Origin of the sequence: Curtobacterium sp. UNCCL17 (assembly GCF_000686685.1) — a bacterium.
Classification (GTDB): Bacteria; Actinomycetota; Actinomycetes; order Actinomycetales; family Microbacteriaceae; genus Curtobacterium; species Curtobacterium flaccumfaciens.
Map to the genome: position 1 here is coordinate 510,522 of NZ_KK366000.1, position 19,411 is coordinate 529,932.

Annotated in this window: 16 protein-coding genes and 4 tRNA genes; 13 read left to right on the forward strand and 7 right to left on the reverse strand. The window is 71.7% G+C overall.

Going from position 1 to position 19,411, the window contains the following annotated elements; translation table 11 throughout:
- Window positions 1–5 precede the first annotated feature (5 nt).
- Genes BR70_RS0107315 through csrA form a run of 8 tightly spaced genes read left to right on the forward strand, consistent with a single transcriptional unit; the run spans window position 6 to window position 6,914 of the window.
- Window positions 6–566: a FliO/MopB family protein gene (locus tag BR70_RS0107315; protein WP_027465539.1), complete on the forward strand. Its 561-nt coding sequence runs from the start codon at window positions 6–8 to the stop codon at window positions 564–566.
- Window positions 563–1,399: a flagellar type III secretion system pore protein FliP gene (gene fliP / locus BR70_RS0107320; RefSeq protein WP_027465540.1), complete on the forward strand. Its 837-nt coding sequence runs from the start codon at window positions 563–565 to the stop codon at window positions 1,397–1,399. Before BR70_RS0107315 ends, fliP begins: the two co-directional genes overlap by 4 nt.
- Before the next feature lie 9 nt (window positions 1,400–1,408).
- Window positions 1,409–1,684: a flagellar biosynthetic protein FliQ gene (locus BR70_RS0107325; protein WP_027465541.1), complete on the forward strand. Its 276-nt coding sequence runs from the start codon at window positions 1,409–1,411 to the stop codon at window positions 1,682–1,684.
- A complete protein-coding gene (locus BR70_RS0107330; RefSeq protein WP_027465542.1) occupies window positions 1,684–2,442 on the forward strand; it encodes a flagellar biosynthetic protein FliR in 759 nt (252 codons plus the stop codon). The genes BR70_RS0107325 and BR70_RS0107330 overlap by 1 nt, the downstream gene beginning before the upstream one ends.
- Window positions 2,443–2,446: 4 nt before the next feature.
- Window positions 2,447–3,640, forward strand: coding sequence for an EscU/YscU/HrcU family type III secretion system export apparatus switch protein (locus BR70_RS19990; protein ID WP_035808276.1), 1,194 nt, complete (start codon window positions 2,447–2,449; stop codon window positions 3,638–3,640).
- The gene (locus tag BR70_RS0107340; RefSeq protein WP_027465543.1) at window positions 3,637–5,691 is read left to right on the forward strand and encodes a flagellar biosynthesis protein FlhA; all 2,055 of its coding nucleotides are present in this window, start codon (window positions 3,637–3,639) and stop codon (window positions 5,689–5,691) included. Before BR70_RS19990 ends, BR70_RS0107340 begins: the two co-directional genes overlap by 4 nt.
- Complete coding sequence (locus BR70_RS19995; RefSeq protein WP_035808278.1) at window positions 5,666–6,631, forward strand: hypothetical protein; 966 nt, start codon at window positions 5,666–5,668, stop codon at window positions 6,629–6,631. The genes BR70_RS0107340 and BR70_RS19995 overlap by 26 nt, the downstream gene beginning before the upstream one ends.
- A gap of 4 nt (window positions 6,632–6,635) precedes the next feature.
- A complete protein-coding gene (gene csrA / locus BR70_RS0107350; protein WP_027465544.1) occupies window positions 6,636–6,914 on the forward strand; it encodes a carbon storage regulator CsrA in 279 nt (92 codons plus the stop codon).
- A 121-nt stretch (window positions 6,915–7,035) separates the two neighbouring features.
- On the opposite strand, the gene BR70_RS0107355 is transcribed toward csrA, so the two are convergent.
- Window positions 7,036–9,174 carry an acyl-CoA dehydrogenase family protein gene (locus BR70_RS0107355; protein WP_027465545.1) on the reverse strand — a complete coding sequence of 713 codons (2,139 nt, stop codon included), beginning with the start codon at window positions 9,172–9,174 and terminating at the stop codon, window positions 7,036–7,038.
- 198 nt (window positions 9,175–9,372) lie between these two features.
- On the opposite strand from BR70_RS0107355, the gene BR70_RS0107360 reads away from it, so the two are divergent.
- A complete protein-coding gene (locus tag BR70_RS0107360; RefSeq protein WP_197019627.1) occupies window positions 9,373–10,839 on the forward strand; it encodes a peptide MFS transporter in 1,467 nt (488 codons plus the stop codon).
- 166 nt (window positions 10,840–11,005) lie between these two features.
- Here BR70_RS0107360 and BR70_RS20000 read toward each other — a convergent pair whose 3' ends face one another.
- From BR70_RS20000 to BR70_RS0107390, 5 genes are all read right to left on the reverse strand, one after another.
- Entirely contained in the window at window positions 11,006–11,293 is a 288-nt protein-coding gene (locus BR70_RS20000) for a hypothetical protein (protein WP_139178754.1), read from the reverse strand.
- A gap of 609 nt (window positions 11,294–11,902) precedes the next feature.
- Window positions 11,903–15,271, reverse strand: a complete 3,369-nt coding sequence (locus BR70_RS20005) for an ATP-binding protein (RefSeq protein WP_051596717.1) — start codon at window positions 15,269–15,271, stop codon at window positions 11,903–11,905.
- The gene (locus BR70_RS20010; protein WP_051596718.1) at window positions 15,268–16,056 is read right to left on the reverse strand and encodes a DUF4194 domain-containing protein; all 789 of its coding nucleotides are present in this window, start codon (window positions 16,054–16,056) and stop codon (window positions 15,268–15,270) included. The genes BR70_RS20005 and BR70_RS20010 overlap by 4 nt, the downstream gene beginning before the upstream one ends.
- Window positions 16,053–17,618, reverse strand: a complete 1,566-nt coding sequence (locus tag BR70_RS20015; RefSeq protein ID WP_051596719.1) for a DUF3375 family protein — start codon at window positions 17,616–17,618, stop codon at window positions 16,053–16,055. Before BR70_RS20015 ends, BR70_RS20010 begins: the two co-directional genes overlap by 4 nt.
- Window positions 17,619–17,733: 115 nt before the next feature.
- Window positions 17,734–17,806: transfer RNA gene (locus BR70_RS0107390), tRNA-Val, on the reverse strand.
- Between the two features lie 215 nt (window positions 17,807–18,021).
- On the opposite strand from BR70_RS0107390, the gene BR70_RS0107395 reads away from it, so the two are divergent.
- From BR70_RS0107395 to BR70_RS0107410, 4 genes are all read left to right on the forward strand, one after another.
- Window positions 18,022–18,093, forward strand: a tRNA-Gly gene (locus BR70_RS0107395).
- Window positions 18,094–18,175: 82 nt separating this feature from the next.
- A tRNA-Cys gene (locus BR70_RS0107400) sits at window positions 18,176–18,249 on the forward strand.
- A 47-nt stretch (window positions 18,250–18,296) separates the two neighbouring features.
- Window positions 18,297–18,371: transfer RNA gene (locus tag BR70_RS0107405), tRNA-Val, on the forward strand.
- Window positions 18,372–18,494: 123 nt separating this feature from the next.
- Entirely contained in the window at window positions 18,495–18,875 is a 381-nt protein-coding gene (locus tag BR70_RS0107410) for a hypothetical protein (RefSeq protein WP_155896814.1), read from the forward strand.
- 196 nt (window positions 18,876–19,071) lie between these two features.
- On the opposite strand, the gene BR70_RS0107415 is transcribed toward BR70_RS0107410, so the two are convergent.
- Window positions 19,072–19,269 carry a hypothetical protein gene (locus BR70_RS0107415; RefSeq protein ID WP_027465548.1) on the reverse strand — a complete coding sequence of 66 codons (198 nt, stop codon included), beginning with the start codon at window positions 19,267–19,269 and terminating at the stop codon, window positions 19,072–19,074.
- Window positions 19,270–19,411: the final 142 nt, after the last annotated feature.

Genomic DNA, 19,411 nt, shown 5'->3' on the forward strand with positions numbered 1-19,411 from the left:
CGCACGTGGACACCCTCGTCGTCACCCTCCGCGTCGCGCTCTCGCTCGGCGTCGTGCTCGCCCTCATGTGGGTGCTGCACCGCGCGAGCCGCAAGCGCTTCTCGGGCAAGCCGTCGGGCCGTCGTGCCGCGACCGTCGAGGTCGTCGGTCGGCAGGGCATCGGTGGCAAGGCGAGCGTCGTCGTGGTCGACGTCGAGGGGGAGCGGCTCGTCCTCGGGGTGTCCGAGCACGGGGTCAACCTGCTCACCAGCGGGCAGGCGCCCGCGCCGGAACTCACCATCGTGACCGGACCGGTGGCGCTGCCGGTGCGTCCCGCCCCGTCGGCCGACGCGTTCGGTCGGGAACTCGCGCAGCAGTCGGACGCCACCACGGGCCTCCCGGCAGGCACGGACGACGTGACCCGGGCGACCGACGCGACCAGCGCCGTCGCGCCGTTGCCGATGCGCCCGCGCAACCGTCGCCCGCAGCGCGCCGTGCCGAGCGCCCAGCAGCTGCAGGGCTCGATCCTGTCGGTCGACACCTGGCGCCAGGCCGCGGCCGCGCTGCGGAACCGGCGGGCCGGGTGACCGCGGCAGGGCCGCACCGTCTGGCACGGTCGGGTCGACTCGTCGCCCTCGTCCTGCTCGGCCTGGCGGTCGTGGCCGGGTTCCTGATGCTCACGACGACCGGTGCGCACGCCGCCGGTGTCGTCGAACCCACCGCCCCGGCGACCCCGACCGCCCCCGCGACCGGTGACTTCAGCGTCAGCGTGAACGGCCCGGACGGCACCCCGTCGTCCGCCGTGGTGACGCTCATCGGCATCACGCTGCTGAGCGTCGCACCCGCGCTGATGCTCATGATGACGTCGTTCACGAAGATCTTCGTCGTGCTCGCGATGACCCGGAACGCGCTCGGGCTGCAGTCGATCCCGCCGAACCAGGTGATCGCCGGACTGGCACTGTTCCTGTCGCTGTTCGTGATGGCGCCGGTGCTCGGGCACATCAACGACGACGCCCTGCAGCCCTACCTGGCCGGGCACCTCGACTTCAACCAAGCCGTCGAGATCGGCACGAAGCCGCTGCGCACCTTCATGCTCCACCAGACCCGCGACGAGGACGTCGCTCTGATCACCCGAGCCGCCGGGCTCGACAACCCGAAGTCGATGGCGGACGTGCCGATGACGACGGTGATCCCGGCGTTCATCATCTCGGAGCTCCGCAGCGCGTTCATCATCGGGTTCGTCATCTTCATCCCGTTCCTGGTGATCGACCTCGTCGTCTCCGCGGCCCTGATGTCGATGGGCATGATGATGCTCCCGCCGGTCATGATCTCGCTGCCGTTCAAGATCCTGCTCTTCGTGCTGGTCGACGGCTGGGGCCTCATCATCACGTCGCTCATCGAGAGCTACCACGTTGTCTAGGGGGCACGCATGAACCAGCAGGCCGTCATCGACCTCGTGCTCCAGGCGCTCCTGGTGTCCGGCAAGCTCGCCGCCCCGGTGCTCATCACCTCGCTCGTCGTCGGCTTCGCGATCTCGCTGTTCCAGTCGGTGACGCAGATCCAGGAGGTCACGCTCTCGTTCGTGCCGAAGGCGGTCGCCGTCGCGATCGCCCTGGTGGTCTGCGGCAACTGGATGATCTCGGAGATGATCGCGTTCACGCACGTCGCCTTCGACATGATCCCGAAGCTGCTCGGGGCCGGTTGATGGAGCTCAGCATCGACGCCGACCGTCTGGAGGCGACCATGCTCGCCGGCGTCCGGCTCGTCGCGTTCTTCGTCATCGCGCCGCCGTTCTCGTACCGGGCGTTCCCCGGCACGGTGAAGGTGATCCTCGGGCTGGGGCTCGCCGTCGGCGTCGCCCCGCGCGTCGCCGTCGGCTACGAGCAGCTCGACACGGGGCCGTTCCTGCTCGCCCTGCTCACCCAGCTCGTCGTCGGGCTGTCCCTCGGGTTCCTGGTGTTCCTGGTGTTCGCCGCCGTGCAGTCGGCGGGTGCGCTCATCGACCTGTTCGGCGGGTTCACGCTCGCGCAGGCGTTCGACCCGCAGTCCCAGGTCAACGGCGCCCAGTTCACCCGCCTGTTCCAGATGACCGCGCTCGCGCTGCTCTTCACCTCGGGCGGCTACCAGCTCATCGTCGGCGGCCTGGTGCGGTCGTTCGACGCCGTGCCGCTCACCGGCACCTTCGCGGTGGACGGGCTCGCGTCGATGCTCGTGACCGCGATGTCGCAGATGTTCCTCGCCACCCTGCAGATCGCCGGTCCGCTCGTCGTCGTGCTGTTCCTGGCCGACGTCGGCCTCGGGCTGCTGACCCGCGTGGCACCGGCGCTCAACGCGTTCCAGATGGGCTTCCCGATCAAGATCGGCCTGACCGTCCTGTTCGCCGGAGCGCTCTTCATGGCCCTGCCCTCGGTGGTGTCGTCGCTGACCGGCGACGCCGTCGAGGCGATCACGGGACGGGGGTGACGACGTGTCCGACAGCGGAGAACGTTCCGAACAGGCAACCCAGCAGCGGATGCGCGAGGTCCACGAGAAGGGCCAGATCGGTCGCTCGCAGGACCTCGGCGCGTGGATCGGGATCGCCGTCGCGGCGCTCATGATCCCGGCCGCGATCGGCAACGCCGCGGCCGCCGGGCAGGACCAGCTCCTCGCCGTGCAGCGCGTCATCGAGGACCCCGAGCTCGGTGCCGTGCAGGCCCTGCTCGCCGATGCCCTCGGTTCGATGGGTGCGACCCTCGGCCCGATGCTCGCGGTCGTCGCGGTCGCGGTGCTCGCCGCCGCCGTCACCCAGGGCGGGGTGCACTTCCGCAAGATGACGCCGCAGCCCGACCACTTCGATCCGATCGCCGGACTGAAGCGCGTGTTCGGCACCCAGGCGCTCTGGAACGGGGCGAAGGCGCTGCTGAAGACCGCCGTCGTCGGGCTCGTCCTGTGGTTCGCGGTGCAGGGGCTCATGCCGGTCCTGATGACGAGCGGCTCGCTGCCGCTTTCGGCTGTGCTCGAGGCCGCCGCCGCCGGGTCCGGCACCCTGCTGCGCGCCGCGATCGTCGCCGGGCTCGTCCTCGCAGCCCTCGACGTGTTCGTGGTGATCCGCCGCAACCGGAAGCGCACGATGATGACCAAGCGCGAGGTCAAGGACGAGAACAAGCGGAGCGACGGCGACCCGCTGGTGAAGTCACAGCGCCGCTCCCGTCAGCTCGCGATGAGCCGCAACCGGATGATCCAGGCCATCGGCACCGCGGACGTCGTGATGACGAACCCGACCCACTACGCCGTCGCGATCAAGTACGAGCCGGGGAAGTCCGCGCCCCGGGTGGTGGCGAAGGGGGCCGGCCCGGTCGCCGACGTGATCCGCGCCCGTGCCGAGGAAGAGCGGGTGCCGATCGTCCGCGACGTCCCGCTCACCCGGGCACTGCACGCCACGTGCGAGCTCGGGCACGAGATCCCCGTCGACCTGTACACGCCCGTGGCCCGCGTCCTGTCCTTCGTGATGGCGCTCAAGGCGCGCGGCACCGCGGCCGGCACGCACGCGCCGCCGCGGCCGACCACCCCGGACGAGGTCGCGAGCGTCATCGACCCCGCCACCCTGACCGGGGACCTCCGCCCCCGCAGGCTCCGCACACCGCGCACCGCAGAGAACCAGACCGAAGGACTCCCCGCATGAACCGCAAGGACCTGCCGAAGCTCGTCGTCCCGGTGTTCATCGTCGGCATCATCCTGCTGCTGATCCTGCCGGTGCCGTCGTTCCTGCTCGACTTCCTGATCATCATCAACATCCTGCTGGCGCTGGTGATCCTGCTCACGACGCTGTTCGTGAAGAAGCCGCTCGACTTCTCGGTGTTCCCGTCCCTGCTGCTCGTCGCGACGCTGTTCCGCCTCGGCCTCAACGTGGCGTCCACCCGGCTGGTGCTCGGCGAGGGCTTCGCCGGCGACGTCATCCAGGCGTTCGGCCACGTCGCCGTCTCCGGGTCGATCATCATCGGCGCGGTCATCTTCCTGATCCTCATCGTCATCCAGTTCGTCGTGGTGACGAAGGGTGCCGAGCGCGTCGCCGAGGTCGGGGCACGCTTCACCCTCGACGCGATGCCGGGCAAGCAGATGGCGATCGACGCCGACCTGAACGCCGGGCTGATCACCGACCAGGAAGCCAAGGAGCGCCGCGCCGCGGTGTCCGCCGAGGCCGACTTCTACGGCGCGATGGACGGTGCGTCGAAGTTCGTCAAGGGTGACGCGATCGCCGGCATCCTGATCATCATCATCAACCTGATCGGTGGCATCGCCATCGGCATGCTGCAGAACGGACTGTCCGCCACCGACGCCCTGTCGAAGTATGGCATCCTGACGATCGGCGACGGCCTGGTCACGCAGATCCCGGCGCTGCTCATGGCGGTGTCGACGGGCATGATCGTCACCCGGTCCGGCGCCGAGTCCGAGATGGGGTCCTCGGCCGCGACCCAGCTGTCGCAGTCGCGGAACGCCCTGATGATCGCCGGTGTGGCCGCGATCGCGATGGGCTTCATCCCCGGCATGCCGATCCTGCCCTTCCTGCTCGTCGGCGCGACCCTGCTCTTCACGGGCTGGCGCATCGGCCGGAACGCCGCCCGGGCCGAGGCCGACGCCGCCCAGCAGCAGGCACTCGCGGCGGCGGCACCGACCGGCGACACCCCGGAGGACCTGCTCGAGCAGATGCGCGTGCACGCCCTCGAGATCCTGCTCGCCCCCGACCTGGTCGACATGGTCTCCGGCGCCTCCGACGACCTGCTCGGCCGGGTGCGTGCCCTCCGCCGCAAGATCGCGATCGACATGGGCATCGTCGTCCCGCCGGTCCGCACCCGCGACTCGATCGACCTGCCGCCGTCGACGTACGCCATCCGGATCGCCGGCGTCGAAGCCGGTCGTGGCACCGCGCCCGCCCGCAGCGTCCTGGCGCTCGGCGACCACCTGGACGGCCTGCCCGGCACCTCGACCGTCGAGCCGGTGTTCGGCCTGACCGGCAAGTGGGTGCCCGCCGAGCTGCGGCACGCCGCCGAGATGACCGGCGCGACCGTGATCGACCGGGTCTCGGTGCTCGTCACCCACCTGCAGGCGGTCATCGGCGACAACGCCGCGCGCCTGCTCACCCGCGAGGACGTCAAGGTCCTGACCGAGGGCGTCAAGCAGGTCAACCCCGCCGCGGTCGAGGAACTCGTCCCCGGCATGCTCTCGATGGCCGAGCTGCAGCGGGTGCTGCAGGGCCTGCTCGCCGAGCGCGTGCCGATCAACGACCTCGGCCGGATCTGCGAGGCCCTCACGCTCCGCGCCAAGGTGTCGACCGACCCCGAGGGGCTCGTCGAGTCCGCCCGTGCGGCCCTCGGCCCGGCCCTCGCCGCCCGGCACACCGACGCCGGCACCCTGCGCGTCATCATGATCGACCCGATGCTCGAGCAGTCGATGCTCGAGGGGCTCCGGCCGTCCGAGCAGGGCAGCCAGATCGTGCTCGACGCGCACCGCATCGAGCAGGTCCTGGGCTCCGTGCGCGATGCCGTCCGCTCCGTGGAGGACCAGGGGCTGTCCGCCGTCCTGGTCTGCGCCCCGCAGCTCCGCCCGGCCGTGCACCGCATGGTCGCCGCCCAGTCGAACGGGCTCCCGGTGCTGTCGTACCAGGAGGCCACCGCCGCGGGCTCCACCATCGAGACCGTGGGAGTGGTCCGTGCCGCCGACCCGATTGCAGCGTAGCGGCGCGACGCTCGAGTCCCTCCGCGACGCGGTCCGGACCGAGTTCGGCGCGGGCGCGCGGATCGTCGCGGCCGAACGCGTGACCACGCCGGGTTTCGGCGGGCTGTTCCGCAAGGCGCACGTCGAGGCCACCGTCGAGGTGCCGGAACCGGGGGACCAGCCCACCGCCCGGGTCCTCATCGCCGACTCGCCCGTGCAGCGCGTCGGCATCGCCGCGCTGCTCGCCGACGCCGAGGCAGCCGAGGCACGCATCGCAGGCACCGACGGCACCAGGGCGACGCGGGCCGACGCCTTCGCGTCGGTGCTCGACGGGTTCCAGGCGGACGGCATCACGCCGAGCGCCCCGCGCCCGACGCGCGCGCCGTCCGAGCCGGACGCGCCCACCGGGGTCGACCCGCGCCTCCAGGCCGCCGTCGACGCGCAGGCGGTGGTCGACGCGCAGGCAGTGGCCGTCGCGCAGCCGGTCGTCGAGACCCGGTCGGGAGGCCCGTCCCGCGTCCTCGACGCGCCCTCGCCTGCACCGGTGGGCCGGCCCACGGCCCCGACCGTGCGGTCCGCGGACGGTGACCTGGTGCTCCTGGTCGGGCGGCCGAACGACGTCGACGCGGCCGCCGGGCTCTTCGCGGTGCGGCACGCGCTCCGGCCGACGGACGCCGCCGACCGCCGTGCGGCGATCCTGGCGCGGGCCGACGGTGTCCGCGACGGGCACGCCGTGCTCGCCGTCGCCGCTTGGGACGACCGGGCGACCGGCGACGCGCTGCAGGCCGACCAGGTGTGGGTCGTGGTCGACGTCGGGCGGAAGCCCGCGGACTCGGCCGCGATGGTGTCCGCGGTGGCGTCGCGGCTGCCCGTGGTCGGTGTCGTGGCGATCGGTGCGGGGGAGACCGCCACGCCCGGGTCGGTGGACCTGCTGGGGCTCCCCGTCGTGTCGCTAGGCTGAACGGGTGCTGGTACTCACGCGGAAGGTCGGCGAGCGGATCCTCGTCGGCGACGACATCGTCATCACGGTGCTCGACTCCCGGGGCGACGGCGTCCGGATCGGCATCGACGCCCCGCGCGGCGTGAAGATCCAGCGCGAAGAGGTCGTGCGTGCGGTCGCCGAGGCGAACGCCGAGGCCGCCGCTGCCGGTGACGACGCCGAGGCGCAGCTGCGCGCGGCGCTCGGGGCTCGCGGCGGGGCGGCCGCGGGCGGCCAGGCTCCGCCGGAGCCGACCGACTCCTAGCGGCCGACACGGCCGCGGCCGCGTGCCCGTGACGGACGACGCTGCACGTCCGTCACGGACGTGGCTGCACCTCCGTCACGGACGGGGCTGCACGTCCGTCACGGACGGGGCTGCACGTCCGTCACGGACGGGGCTTCTTCTCCTGTTCGGGCAGGCGGCCGGCGGCGGACTCGGCGGCGAACCAGGCACGCGCCTCGTCCTGTCGGGCCTGCTCGGCACCGAGAGCGATCGGCGCGCGGACGTGACCGGGCTCGTAGCCGAAGGTCTCGATCAGCTGCGGCACGATCGGCCGGACCCGGGCGACGAGCCGGTCGATGTACGCCGACACCGCACGGGCACGCTGCGCCGACAGCCGGCCGTGCAGCAGGTACCAGTCCAGGTGCTGCTCGAGCAGGCCGAGCGCGAACAGGTCGCGCAGCCACACCAGCACGCGTCGGGTGTCGCCCTCGGTGACCTCGTCGAGCGCCTCGGTGAAGGCGTCCCACTGCATGAGCTCGGCGTGCGCCTTGGACGCCTCGATGAGCTCGTGCTGGGAGCGGTTCAGGAGTCGGGCGGCGCGCGCTCGGTCCTTGCCGGCCGACGCCAGGCGCATGCCGATCTCGGCGACCATGGTGTCGACCCGACCGGCGAGCAGTTCGCGCTGCGTGCGGGGGTCCTGCAGGTCGGCGACGCTGGCGGCCAGGGACCCGCGGTCGGCCACGGTCTGGCCGAGGCGGCGGATGCCGGACGCGTCGGCCAGCTTCGACGCCGCGACGGCCGCCACGAACTTCGCGGTGGACGCCGGGTCCTTCGGGGCCTTCGCGCGGAACTCGGTGAGCAGGCGCTTGCCGACGAGCTGCAGCAGCACGGTGTTGTCGCCCTCGAACGTCACGTAGACGTCGAGGTCGGCGCGGAGCCCGGTCAGACGGTTCTCGGCGAGGAACCCGGCACCGCCGCAGGCCTCGCGGGCCTCCTGCAGGGTGTCGAGCGCCGACCACGTCGACATCGACTTGAACGCCGCGGCCTGGGTCTCCAGGTCCTCGCGGCGCTCCGGGGTGTCCTCGCGCCCGCTGAAGACGTCGTCGAAGGTGCGCAGGAGCTTCTCGTGCGCGAACGACTGCGCGAACACCGTCGCCAGGCGCGGGATGAGCCGGCGCTGGTGCCGGCCGTAGTCGAGCAGCACGCCCTCGGTGCCGTCACCGGTGGGGAACTGCCGGCGCTGCATCGCGTAGGTCAGCGCGATCTGCAGCGCGATCTTCTGGGCGACGACCGCGGCGCCGTCGAGCGACACCCGGCCCTGCACCAGGGTGCCGAGCATCGTGAAGAACCGGCGGCCGGGCGAGGCGATCGGTGACGAGTAGGTGCCGTCCGCGGCGACGTCGCCGTAGCGGTTCAGCAGGTTCGTGCGGGGGACCCGGACGTGGTCGAACGCGAGCCGGCCGTTGTCGATGCCGTTCAGGCCGCCCTTGGGGCCGTCGTCCTCCCCGCTCACGCCGGGCAGGAACGCGCCCTCGGCGTCGCGGAGCGGGACGTAGAACGCGTGCACGCCGTGGTCGACACCGGCGGTCACGAGCTTCGCGAACACGACGGCGGCGTGCCCGTGCAGGGCCGCGTTGCCGATGTAGTCCTTCCACGCACCGCGGAACGGCGTGTGGATCTCGAACTCCTCGGTCGCGGGGTCGTACGTGGCCGTCGTGGCGATGCTCTGGACGTCCGAGCCGTGGCCGGTCTCGGTCATCGCGAAGCAGCCGGGGACCTCGAACGAGACGATGCCCGGCAGGAACTCGCGGTGGTTGGCCTCGGTGCCCAGGTGGTGCACGGCGGACCCGAACAGTCCCCACTGCACCCCGGCCTTGATCTGCATCGACGGGTCGGCGGTGACGAGCTCCTCGAACGCGGCCAGGTTGCCGCCGTGGTTGCTCTGGCCGCCGAACTCGGCGGGGTAGGGACGCTGGATCGCCCCGGCGTCGACCAGGGTCCGGAGCTGCTCGAGCACGCGTGCCCGGTGCTCGGGGATCGGCTGGCCCTCGATCTTCTGCATCGCGGGGTCGAGCGCGAGCCGCCGGGAGATCCGGCGGTCCTCGGCCCAGCGTCCGAGCAGGAGCTCCTGCACCAGCTCGACGTCGATGCGGACGTCGGTGTCCGTGCCGGCGGTCAGGGTGCCCGCTGCCGAGTCACCGGCGGCGTCCGCGTTCGGCGCGGCGTGCTGCGCGTCGACGTCCGGCGCGGTGTCGTTGCCGCTGGCGGGGGTGGTGCGCTGGGCGGGTGCGGTGTCGACCATGGGCGGAGTCCTCCTGAACTGCGGTGTCCGTGTTGCACCGTCCACGCTAGACACCGGTGCCGACAGTGGCGGGAACGCCGTGCGGGCCGCACAACCCCGTGTCGTCGGTGGCGTCACGAGGTCGTGGGAACCCTCCAAAGACATGAGCCGTGTTCGACGATTGGGCGTGCCCACCCGGCCAGGGGCAGACTGGCCGCCATGTCACGTACCACCCCCGCGGACCGCGAAGGCCGTCCCGGACGCACCTTCTTCGGGCAACCGTTCGAGCTCTCGACACCGTTCGCCGTGGAGCTCTGGGAGCGGTTCTCGTTCTACGGGATGCAGGGCATCGTCCTCATCTACATGTACTACACGGTCACGCAGGGCGGCCTGGGGATCGACAAGGGCATCGCCACCGGCATCATGGGTGCCTACGGTGGCGCGGTCTACCTGTTCACGATCATCGGGGCGTGGATCGCCGACCGGCTCATCGGTGCGGACCGGACCTTGTTCGGCAGCGCGATCGTCGTGATGCTCGGGCACATCGCCCTCGCGCTCGTCCCCGGGGTGGCCGGGGTCGGGGTCGGCCTCGTGCTCATCGCGCTGGGCTCCGGCGGGCTCAAGGCCACCGCCACCACGATCGTCGGCGGCCTCTACAGCCGCGAGGACCCGCGCCGCGACGCCGGCTTCTCGCTCTACTACCTCGGCGTGAACCTCGGGGCGTTCTTCGGACCGCTGCTCACCGGGCTGCTGCAGAGCTCGCTCGGCTTCCACTGGGGCTTCGGCCTGGCCGCCGTCGGCATGGCGGCGGGCCTGGTGCAGTACGCGATCAGGCGGGGGAAGCTACCCGAGGTCGTCCGCCACGTGGCGAACCCCGTCGACCGCCGCCGCCTGCCGCTCATCGGTGCCGGCGTCGTCGTCGCGCTCGTCGTCATCGTCGTCGCCGTGCTGACCGGCCTGCTCAACGTCGGCAACCTGCCCACCGTCGTGGTCGCGGTCGTCGTGCTGGCCACCATCGGCTACTTCGTCGTGATCCTGTCGAGCGGCATCACCCGTGACGAGCGGTCGCGGGTCTTCGCGTTCATCCCGCTGTTCATCGGCAGCGCCGTGTTCTGGTCGCTCTACCAGCAGCAGTTCACCGTCGTGACGGTCTACTCCGACGAGCGCCTCGACCGCTCGCTGTTCGGGTGGGAGATGCCGGTGTCGTGGGTGCAGTCGATCAACCCGGTCTTCATCATCGTGCTGTCCGGCGTCTTCGCGGCGCTGTGGACCAAGCTCGGCGACCGCCAGCCGTCCACCCCGACGAAGTTCGCCCTCGGCACCGGGATCATGGGGCTCGCGTTCCTGCTCTTCCTGCCGTTCACCGGCTCGGGCGAGAACGGCACACCGCTGCTCGCGCTCGTCGGCATCCTGCTGGTCTTCACGCTCGCGGAGCTGCTGCTCTCGCCCGTCGGCCAGTCCGTCGCCACGAAGCTCGCGCCGCCGAAGTTCCAGACGCAGATGGTCGCGTTGTTCTTCCTGTCGGTGTCGCTCGGCACCGCCGTCACCGGGGTGCTGTCCCGCTACTACGACCCGGCGAACGAGGCCCCGTACTTCACGATCCTCGGCCTGGTCGCCGTCGTGGTGGGCGTGGTCCTGCTGCTCCTGGCCAAGCCGGTGCTGCGGCTCATGCGCGGCATCCGGTAACCTGAGCGGAGCCACACGCCGACGCAACCAAGGAGTCACCACCCATGCTCGAACTCATCGCAGGGATCATCATCGGCGTCGGCGTCCTCGGTGGCGTCGGGTGCTGCATGGCCGTCGCGGCCATGATGAAGAGCGGCTCCGAGGAGTACTGAGTCCCTGACCCGGACTACTCGCCGCTGTCGGTCGTGACCGGCACCAGCTGACGACTCAGGACGGTCGCGCGCTCGAAGGGGCCGCGGCCGTCCTTCGTGTACACGGGCTCCTCGAAGGCGACGGTCCACGTGCGCTGTGTCCCGCCGATCTGACTCCCGCCGGGAGCCACGATCACCCCGATCGGCTCGTCGGCCCACTGCTCGCCACCCCGATCGGTGTCGATCACCTGCACGAGGGCACCGATGCCGAGACCGGGAGCGTCGTCGGGGCGGGGACTGGGGGAGCGGCGGCGTCCGAACACGCCATCACCGTAGCGGCGCGTGGTCATGGAACGTCTGTGCGGCACCTTCCGACACGCTGACGGCCCGGCCGCCGGGTGGTCAGGACACCCCGCCGACAGCGCCTCGAGTGGTCACGAAGTGTCGGCTGCGGCGCCGCCAGGCGACGGTTCGTGACCCCTCGGCGGAGGTGAGCGGGGTGTTGCGACCGGCGGGACGACGGCCGGGAGGCCCGTGGCGGGCCCGCACCGCGCCTCCAGGCCGCCGACGGTCGCGCCCAGAGCGCGGCCGGGTGGTCAAGACACCCCGCCTGCGGCGCGTCGAGTGGTCACGAACTGTCGGCTGCGGCGCCGCCAGGCGACGGTTCGTGACCGCTCGGCGGAGGTGAGCGGGGTGTTGCGACCGGCGGGACGACGGCCGGGAGGCCCGTGGCGGGCCCGCACCGCGCCTCCAGACCGCCGACGGTCGTCTCCAGGCCGCGGCCGGGTGGTCAGGACACCCCGCCGACACCGCGCCGAACGGCCACGAACTGTCGGCTGCGCCGCCGCCATCCGACAGTTCGTGACCCCTCGGCGGAGGTGAGCGGGGTGTCCCGACCAGCCGACACGCGCGACCACTCACCCCGGCCCGCGTCAGACGGCGGCCGGCTCCACTCGAGCGATCTCCGTGATGGACGAGTGGCCCGTCTCAGGGTGCTTGCGCATCGACAGGAGCCGCTCCATCGACGGCTCGAGCGCCGTGACCTTGTCGAGCGGCGCACTCACGACGAGCTGGAACCCGAGCCGGAGCCACGCGGTGACCGCACGGCCGGCGAACTCCGAGTCCGCCTTGATGAACGCCTCGTCGAGGAACACCGGCGCGAACCGGGGCCGCGGACGGGTCTCGTCACCGAGCTGGTAGCGCAGCGCGGCGCCCACGATGAACGCCACGAGCTCCTGCGTCTCACCACCGGACTTGTCGCCGAGCGACGAGTACACGCCGAGGTCGTTGCCGTCGGTGTCGTACCGCACGGCCGTGATCTCCATGTGCCGGCGGACGTCGAGCACCGCGTCGCGCTGGGTGGTGCGGCCCCGGGCGGCGTCCGGGTCGGGCCGGATGACCGCCATGAAGCGCCGGAGCCGTCGGAACCGGGTCTCCAGCACGTCGTCGGTCAGCTCGGTGTCGACCGAGGCCGACAGGGCGCGGAGCTCGCGGCGGAAGGCGGTGACGTCCTCGCGGGTGACCCGGCGGATCTGGATCTTCAGGCGGTCCCGGTTCGCGCCGAACGGCAGCTCCCGCAGGATCTCGTTGACCGGCTCGAGGCGCTCCTCGATCTCGACGACGGCGCGGTCGAAGGCGCCGGCGAGCGGGACGAGGTCCTCACCGCTCCACTGTGACAGGCGTCGACGCCACTCGCTCCGACGCGCGTGCAGGCCGGTCGCCACGATCTGGTCGAGGATCGCGTGGTAGTCCGGGTACGACGCGACGCCGGTGCCGAGGTTCGGGTCGGGCCAGGCGTCCTGGTACCGCTGGAACGTCAGCGTCAACGAGGTCGAGGCTGCTGCGGCACCGTCGAGTGCCTGCGTGAGCCGCTCCTCGAGCCGGCGCTTCAGCCGTCGCGTGGCGTCGTCGAACCCGTCGACGCCGTCCGGGGCGCCGATCTCCTCGAAGGTCTCCTCGAGCAGGCGGGCCTGCTGGTCGTCCGGCAGCGAACCGGGCGAGGACTCGAAGCGCTCGAGGATCTCGGCGGCGGCGTCCTGGCCGTCGACGAGCACCGCGTGGCGCTCCTCGAGCCGCTGGACGGACAGTCGTGCGGCGGAGCGACGGTCGGCGGCCTCGTCGAGGGACTTCCGGAGCCGGGCGACCGAGGCCCGCAGCGTCCGGAGGCCGTCGTCGGCGGCGAGCAGCGCCTGCCGTTCCTCGTCGAGCCGGGCGAGGGACGTCCCCAGCCCGTCGACGTCGATCGCGGCCCACGTGGCGTCGACCACGTGCTGGTGCGCGGCGCGGAGCACGTCGAGCGCGGTGAGGTCCTGCGCGACGTCGGTGCGGCGGGCCTCGAGCGTGGCGAGGTCCTGCGCGATCGAGGCGAGCTCCTGCTCGACCGCGGCGACGCGGGCCTCGTTCGTGAAGCCGATGACGTTCGATTGGCGGCGGTCACCGTGCGCGCCACGACGACCGTCGCGGAGCTGCCCGGACTCGGTGACCCGGCGGCCACCACCGCCGAGGTCCGAGGCCGAGGCGACACAGCGGGCGTCGGTGCGGTCGGACTCGATCCGCTCGCGCACCCAGGTGCTGAACGGCGACGGCTTGATGGCGAGCTTGCCGGACACCATCGCCGGGTCGCCGTCGAGGTCCAGGTGCGGGCCGGTCGGCACACCCTCGAACTGCACGCGGACGGGCAGGCGCAGTGCGTCGATCGCCTCGCTGAAGTCACCGAGGCGGTCCTGGTCGACGAGCAGCGTGCGGGCGACGGGCGCCAGGACGGACTCGATGGCCGTGCGCCAGCGCTCCTCGCCGGGCAGCACGTCGAGCAGTTCCGCCACGAAGGGCAGTTCGGCCGGGTCGATGCCGGCGGCGCGGGCCATCGCGAGCCGGGCCTCGTGCATCGGCAGCGGCATGGCGCCCTGCCGGTGCTCGAGCGACTGGCGCTCCTGCCGCAGGGACCGTTCGCGGTCGAGGAGCGGGTACTCCTCGCGGGTCAGCGCGTCGCGGCGCTCGTCGAGGGCGGTGCGCGCGTCGGTGTACGACCCGAGGAACTCGTGCGAGCTGCGCTGCGCGGCGGTGAAGTCGGCCTCGGTCGCGACGGTCGTGCCGAGCACCGCGGTGCGCTCGTCGAAGGTGGCGCGGGTGCGGACCACGGCGTCGCGCTCACGGGTGAGCCGTTCGATGCGGTCCTCGAGCTGGGCGAGCGCGTTGCCGCCCTGGTCGCGGAGCCGGGCCTCGGCGTCGCGCAGCTCGATCTCGACGGCGGCGTGCCGGGCCTCGGACGCGGCGACCTCGGCGCGCGATGCCGTGCGTTCGCGGGCGTTGCGCGAGACCTCGGCGTCGAGCAGGTCGCGCTTCCGCGAGGCCGTCCAGTGCGCGAACGGCGACACCTCGGCACCGGTCGCGATGCCGTCCAGGGCCGCTGCGGCCTCGGTCGCGCGCGAGATCTCGTCGTGCAGGTCGGTGATGGGGGAGAGGATGCGGACCTTGCGCTCCTCGGTGTCCATCGCCTCGTACGCCTCGTCGAGGGCGGAGAAGTGCGCGAGGGCCCGGTCGGCCGCCTCGTACGTGCCGGGGGTCTCGAGCACGAGCGACTTGTACAGCGCGTCGACGGTCGGCAGGTGCTGGCCGGCCTGGATCCGGGCGAGCAGACGCATCGCCCGGTTGCCGCCGCCGGAGTCACCGATGCCCAGCCGGGTCTGCAGCGTGTACGCGAGCTCCTGGTAGGTGTCGCGGATGACGAGACCCGGAACGCGACCGGTCAGCTCGAGGTGGTGGAACCGCGACGGCACGAACTCCTCGAGCCGACGCAGGTCGAAGGTGTCGTCGACCGTCGCCATGGTCATCTGGATGTCGCCGACCCCGCGGGCGCGCTTCGGCACGATGTACGCACGCAGCACCGTGAAGCGCCGCTCGTCGTCGTTCCGGAACGTGACCGCCGCAGCGCCCCAGGTGGTCTGGTCGTCGCCGCGCAGGTTCACGTCGCGCAGGCTGCCGGTCTCCGGGTCGCGCCGGGTGTCGACCTTGCCGCGCAGGTACGTGAGCAGGTTGCGCTGGTCGGCGCTGCGGGCGCGGCCGGTGGTGGCGTCGTTGGAGGCGCCGTTGAACGGCACGTCGGACGGCATCATCACGGCCAGGTAGGCGTCCATCAGCGTGGACTTGCCCGTGCCCGAGGCGCCGGAGATGAGCGTCGCCGTGCCGGACAGCTCGACCTGCCGGTGGCCGTGGAACCCACCCCAGTTGACGACCTGCATCGACTCGGCGCGCCACTGCGCGACCGTGTCGAAGAGCGCCGGGATCTCGAACGTGTCGGTCACGCTTCCGTCTCGCCTTCGTCGTCGGTTTCGGTCTCGGCTTCGCCGTCTGCCGGGAGGCCCGGGTCGTCCCCGTCGGTCGGCTCGCCACCCGGGGCGGTCGCCTCACCCTGCGCGGTGGTGGTCCGCAGCCAGGCGTCCAGTTCGAGCAGGCGCTCCAGGGGGAGCAGCACCTCGACGACGCTCGCCACCCGGAAACGGTCCGGGTCGGAGGTGCGGATCAGGATGCGTGCGGTCACGAGACGCTCGATGGCCTTGGCGACCCGGCCCTCGTCGCGGGTGCGGTCGGTCGCGGTCGCCGGACGGAAGCCCGCCACGTGGCCGAGGATCTCGGAGCGGTCGACGACGACCTGGTCCGGGCCCGGTCGGGCGTCGGCGCGCAGGCGCATCCGCAGGTAGACGAGGACGATCGTCTCCTCGCGGGTGTACGGCAGGTCGCGGAGCAGGGTCGGGAACGTGCGGCGCTGGCTCTCCGACCGGGCCTGGCGCTTCCACGCGACCTCGCGGTCACGGTCGACGTGCAGCTCGAGGAACAGGTCGTTCAGACGGGACCGCAGCTGGTACTCGGCGTCGAGGACCGCACGCCACTCGTCGGGGTGGGTGCGGGAGCTGACGTACGAGTGCCGCAGCAGGGCCACCAGGGCGCGCCGCTGGTGCTCGTCGAGCCGGCCCTCGTCGCCCTCGAAGAGGGCGAAGCTGGACTCGTCACGCTCGTCGTCCTGCATCACGGATGCGGGGTCGTCGTAGGGGACCGTCTCGTCGACCGGTGCCGGCGTCGTGTCGCTCACCGTGCCTCCTGTGCGTTCTCGTCGTGTGCGTCGCCGACCGCAGTGCGCTCGTCGTCGAGCGCAGCGGTGGGCATGTGGAAGGTGATCGCGGTGCCGTCGGGGCGGACCGTGCGGTGCTCGGCGACGTGGGCGGCCGACTCGAAGTCGTCGCGCCCCGTCAGCAGGTGCGCGAGGCCGAAGAGCTCGACCGGTCGGCGCTGCTCGGGCGGCAGCCCGTGGAACGCATCGACGCTGGAGTCGGCCTCGGCGAAGCGGAGTGCCGCGCGCAGCTCGGTCAGGAGCGGCCCACCGTGCTTGCGGAGCATCTCGACGTCGAGGTCCTCGAAGACGTCGTCGTCCGGTTCCTCGATGGGCGGCGGCACCGACTCGGCGTCCGGGTCGTAGAAGCGCTCGCGCAGCGTGCCGATCTCGGCCGCCGCAGGCAGGAGCGGCAGCGGGATCCGGTCGCGTGCACCGCCCTGGTCCATCAGGGTGGCGAGCCCGCGGTTGATCGAGCGGAGCACCGCGTCGAGCTCGCGGTCGCGCACCACGTCGTGGGCGACGATCTGGTCGCGCAGCGTGGCGGTGAGCTGACGGCGCTGGGCGAGGACGTCCTCGATGCCCTGGCGCAGGATCGTCACGGTGTTGCGGAAGGCCCGACGCTCGCCGGCTCCGAGGCCCTGCGCGAACGGGTGCGCCAGGATCGTCGCGATGTCGTCGCGGAGCCGCAGGAGCAGGGCGTCGTCGCGGAGGAGCTCGAAGGCACCCTCGAAGGCACGGCCCTCGGGCGTCGCTTCCATCAGGTTGTCCGTGCGCGCCAGGTAGTCGTCGAGGATCTCGCCGATCGGGCGGACCTCTTGCCGGAAGTCCTCGACGATCGAGCGGTGCATCGTCGCGACCGCCTCTTCCACGCGCTTGAAGTCGCTCGGCAGCTGCCGGATCAGGTCGGAGATGTTCGTGTACCCGTCGCGCATCCGGTCGTCGTCGACGGCCACGACGTCGTCGCCGTGCTCCAGGCGCTCCCGCTCGGCCTGCAGCTCGGCGATCTGGGCGTCGATCCGGCGGATCTGCACGTCGGGGTCGGGTTCGGCGCGAGCCGCCCACCGGTGCACCGCGTCCACGATCATCGCCAGCCGGCTCTCGCTGATCAGGGCGCGGTCGGCCGACAGGGCGTCGACGAGGCTCAGCGCCTCGAGGGCGTGGCTGGTCAGGGAGTACTGCTCGTCGCCGTCGGGGGAGTTCGAGCGGACGAGCCACTGGGCGCCGACCCACTCGCGACACAGCGCCCGGCCGTTCGGGCGGGCCTCCTGCTCGCCCCCGGTTGGCTCGCTGTCGGTCTGCGCACTGGCTGCCGGCACCGCCTGGTCGCTGGCGGGCACGCGGGCACCCGCCGCCTGCAGGCGCGCGACGTGCTCCTCGACCTGCAGGTGCATGCGGTCGGCGGGGACGTACTGCACGTCGCGGTCGAAGACCGTGCGGAACACGGCGAGGACCGTGGCGCTGGTCGGCCGGGACATGAGCCGCAGGGTCGGACGGTCGAGGACCGCTCGGACCCGGGCGAACTCGAGGTCGACGTCGGTCATGCGCCCCTTAGTCCGATCGTGCTGGTGGTCTGGCCCGCGTGCTGCGGCCTGATGAGATGACAAGAGCCCGACGCTGCTGCGTCGGGCTCTTGTCGGTGGTGTTCGTGTTGCTCTGTGGGCGATACCAGACTCGAACTGATGACCTCTTCGGTGTGAACGAAGCGCGCTACCAACTGCGCCAATCGCCCCCTGCACTGTTCGTGCGGATCGATACTAGCGGAAGTCCGGCGGTGCATCGAACACATCGCGCGGCCCGGGTGTGGCGCGCTGCCCACAGGGGGTGTCGAACCGCCCCGATCCGCATGAACTCGGGGGACACGCCCGGTGAACGGGGAGGATTTTGGTGGAAGTGCCCCGGTGCGTATAGAGTTTACGTCGTCGCCGCGACAGCGGAACGACAAGTGCGGATGTGGCGCAGTGGTAGCGCATCACCTTGCCAAGGTGAGGGTCGCGAGTTCGAATCTCGTCATCCGCTCGAGTGTGGGTCTTCTCGAAGGCCCGCGACTCACCAGAGGGTATCCCACCGTTCGGGTACTCACGGAGACGTGATCCTCGATGGTGGGGTGGCCGAGAGGCTAGGCAGCGGCCTGCAAAGCCGTCCACGCGGGTTCGAATCCCGTCCCCACCTCCAGATCCACCCTCCAAGACCTTGATGGACTCCGGTCCACGCAGGGACTTGGGCGATTGGCGCAGCGGTAGCGCGCTTCCCTGACACGGAAGAGGTCACTGGTTCGATCCCAGTATCGCCCACCACCACGAAGCCCCCGGCAGGACCACCAGGTCCAGTCGGGGGCTTTCTTCGTTCCGGTCTGCTCGCCGTTCCCAGTCCGTCAGGACCGCGGCGCTCCGTGGACCCCGCCCGGTACGGTGGTGGTCATGCAGATCGGCCGGAGGTGGAAGCGTGCCCGACGCGCCACCACGCCGGTGCTGTTCCACAAGGTCTGCGAGTGGCAGCGGAACGATCGGGACCCCGGCGACGTCGTCATCGAACGAGGAGTCTGGCTGGCGTTCACCGCGCGCCGAGTCGCGGTCTACGAGTTCGACGGCCGTGACACCCACGCTGCAGTGCTCCAACTGGACGAAGTCCTCGGCCCGACGTGGCAGGAGAAGATCGACGAGGCGCCGGCAGCGTGGCTCCTGACGCACCTGGAACGATTCGCGAGCGGTGTGGACGTCCGTCGGGCGGTGTTGGACGACTACGCCCTCCGGCACGGTGGCGGATCACCGCCGACCATCGAGTGGGCGATCCGGCTGTAGCGACGGCGTTCCCTCGAGGCCGAGCGGGATGGTTCAGACCGAGCCGATGATCCGGCGCCTCAACAGTGCTGAGATCCCGGGGTCGATCGGTTGATCGGTCGGGTCAGACTCCGTCGGGCGCTGCCTGTGGGGTCTCGCCGGGGCGGACCTGCGAGCCTTTCGTCGTTCCCGTTCCCGTTCCCGTTCCCCGCGCCGCTCAGCTGACCGGGTTCCGGCGCAGCAGGAACGTGCCTGCCTCGACGGCCGCACGGACCGCGGTGAGTGTCTCCGAGGGTGCGTGTCCCGTCGTGTCGATCACGTGGTGTTCGAGCGGCCGGAGCGCGGAGAACTGCTCCCACATCGCGAGGATCGGCGCCTGGTCGACGAGTGCGTCCGGAAGTGGTGCAGCATCCACGGCCCGACGATGCCGTCGACGACGACCACGACGACGACGAACCCCGGAACGAAGCAGCGGCCGCCGCAGCGTCCATGACCTCGGAGGCGAGCCGCTGCCACGAGCCCGCACACGGGGTCGTCGGAGGTCGGACACGCCCGAC

Excerpts from the sequence above, each read along its gene's own strand:
- BR70_RS0107330 (WP_027465542.1), top strand. The coding sequence starts at position 1,684 with ATGGAGCTCAGCATCGACGCCGACCGTCTGGAGGCGACCATGCTCGCC.
- BR70_RS0107360 (WP_197019627.1), top strand. The coding sequence starts at position 9,373 with ATGTCACGTACCACCCCCGCGGACCGCGAAGGCCGTCCCGGACGCACC.
- BR70_RS0107410 (WP_155896814.1), top strand. The coding sequence starts at position 18,495 with ATGCAGATCGGCCGGAGGTGGAAGCGTGCCCGACGCGCCACCACGCCG.
- BR70_RS0107325 (WP_027465541.1), top strand. The coding sequence starts at position 1,409 with ATGAACCAGCAGGCCGTCATCGACCTCGTGCTCCAGGCGCTCCTGGTG.
- BR70_RS0107355 (WP_027465545.1), bottom strand. The coding sequence starts at position 9,174 with ATGGTCGACACCGCACCCGCCCAGCGCACCACCCCCGCCAGCGGCAAC.
- BR70_RS20015 (WP_051596719.1), bottom strand. The coding sequence starts at position 17,618 with ATGACCGACGTCGACCTCGAGTTCGCCCGGGTCCGAGCGGTCCTCGAC.
- BR70_RS0107340 (WP_027465543.1), top strand. The coding sequence starts at position 3,637 with ATGAACCGCAAGGACCTGCCGAAGCTCGTCGTCCCGGTGTTCATCGTC.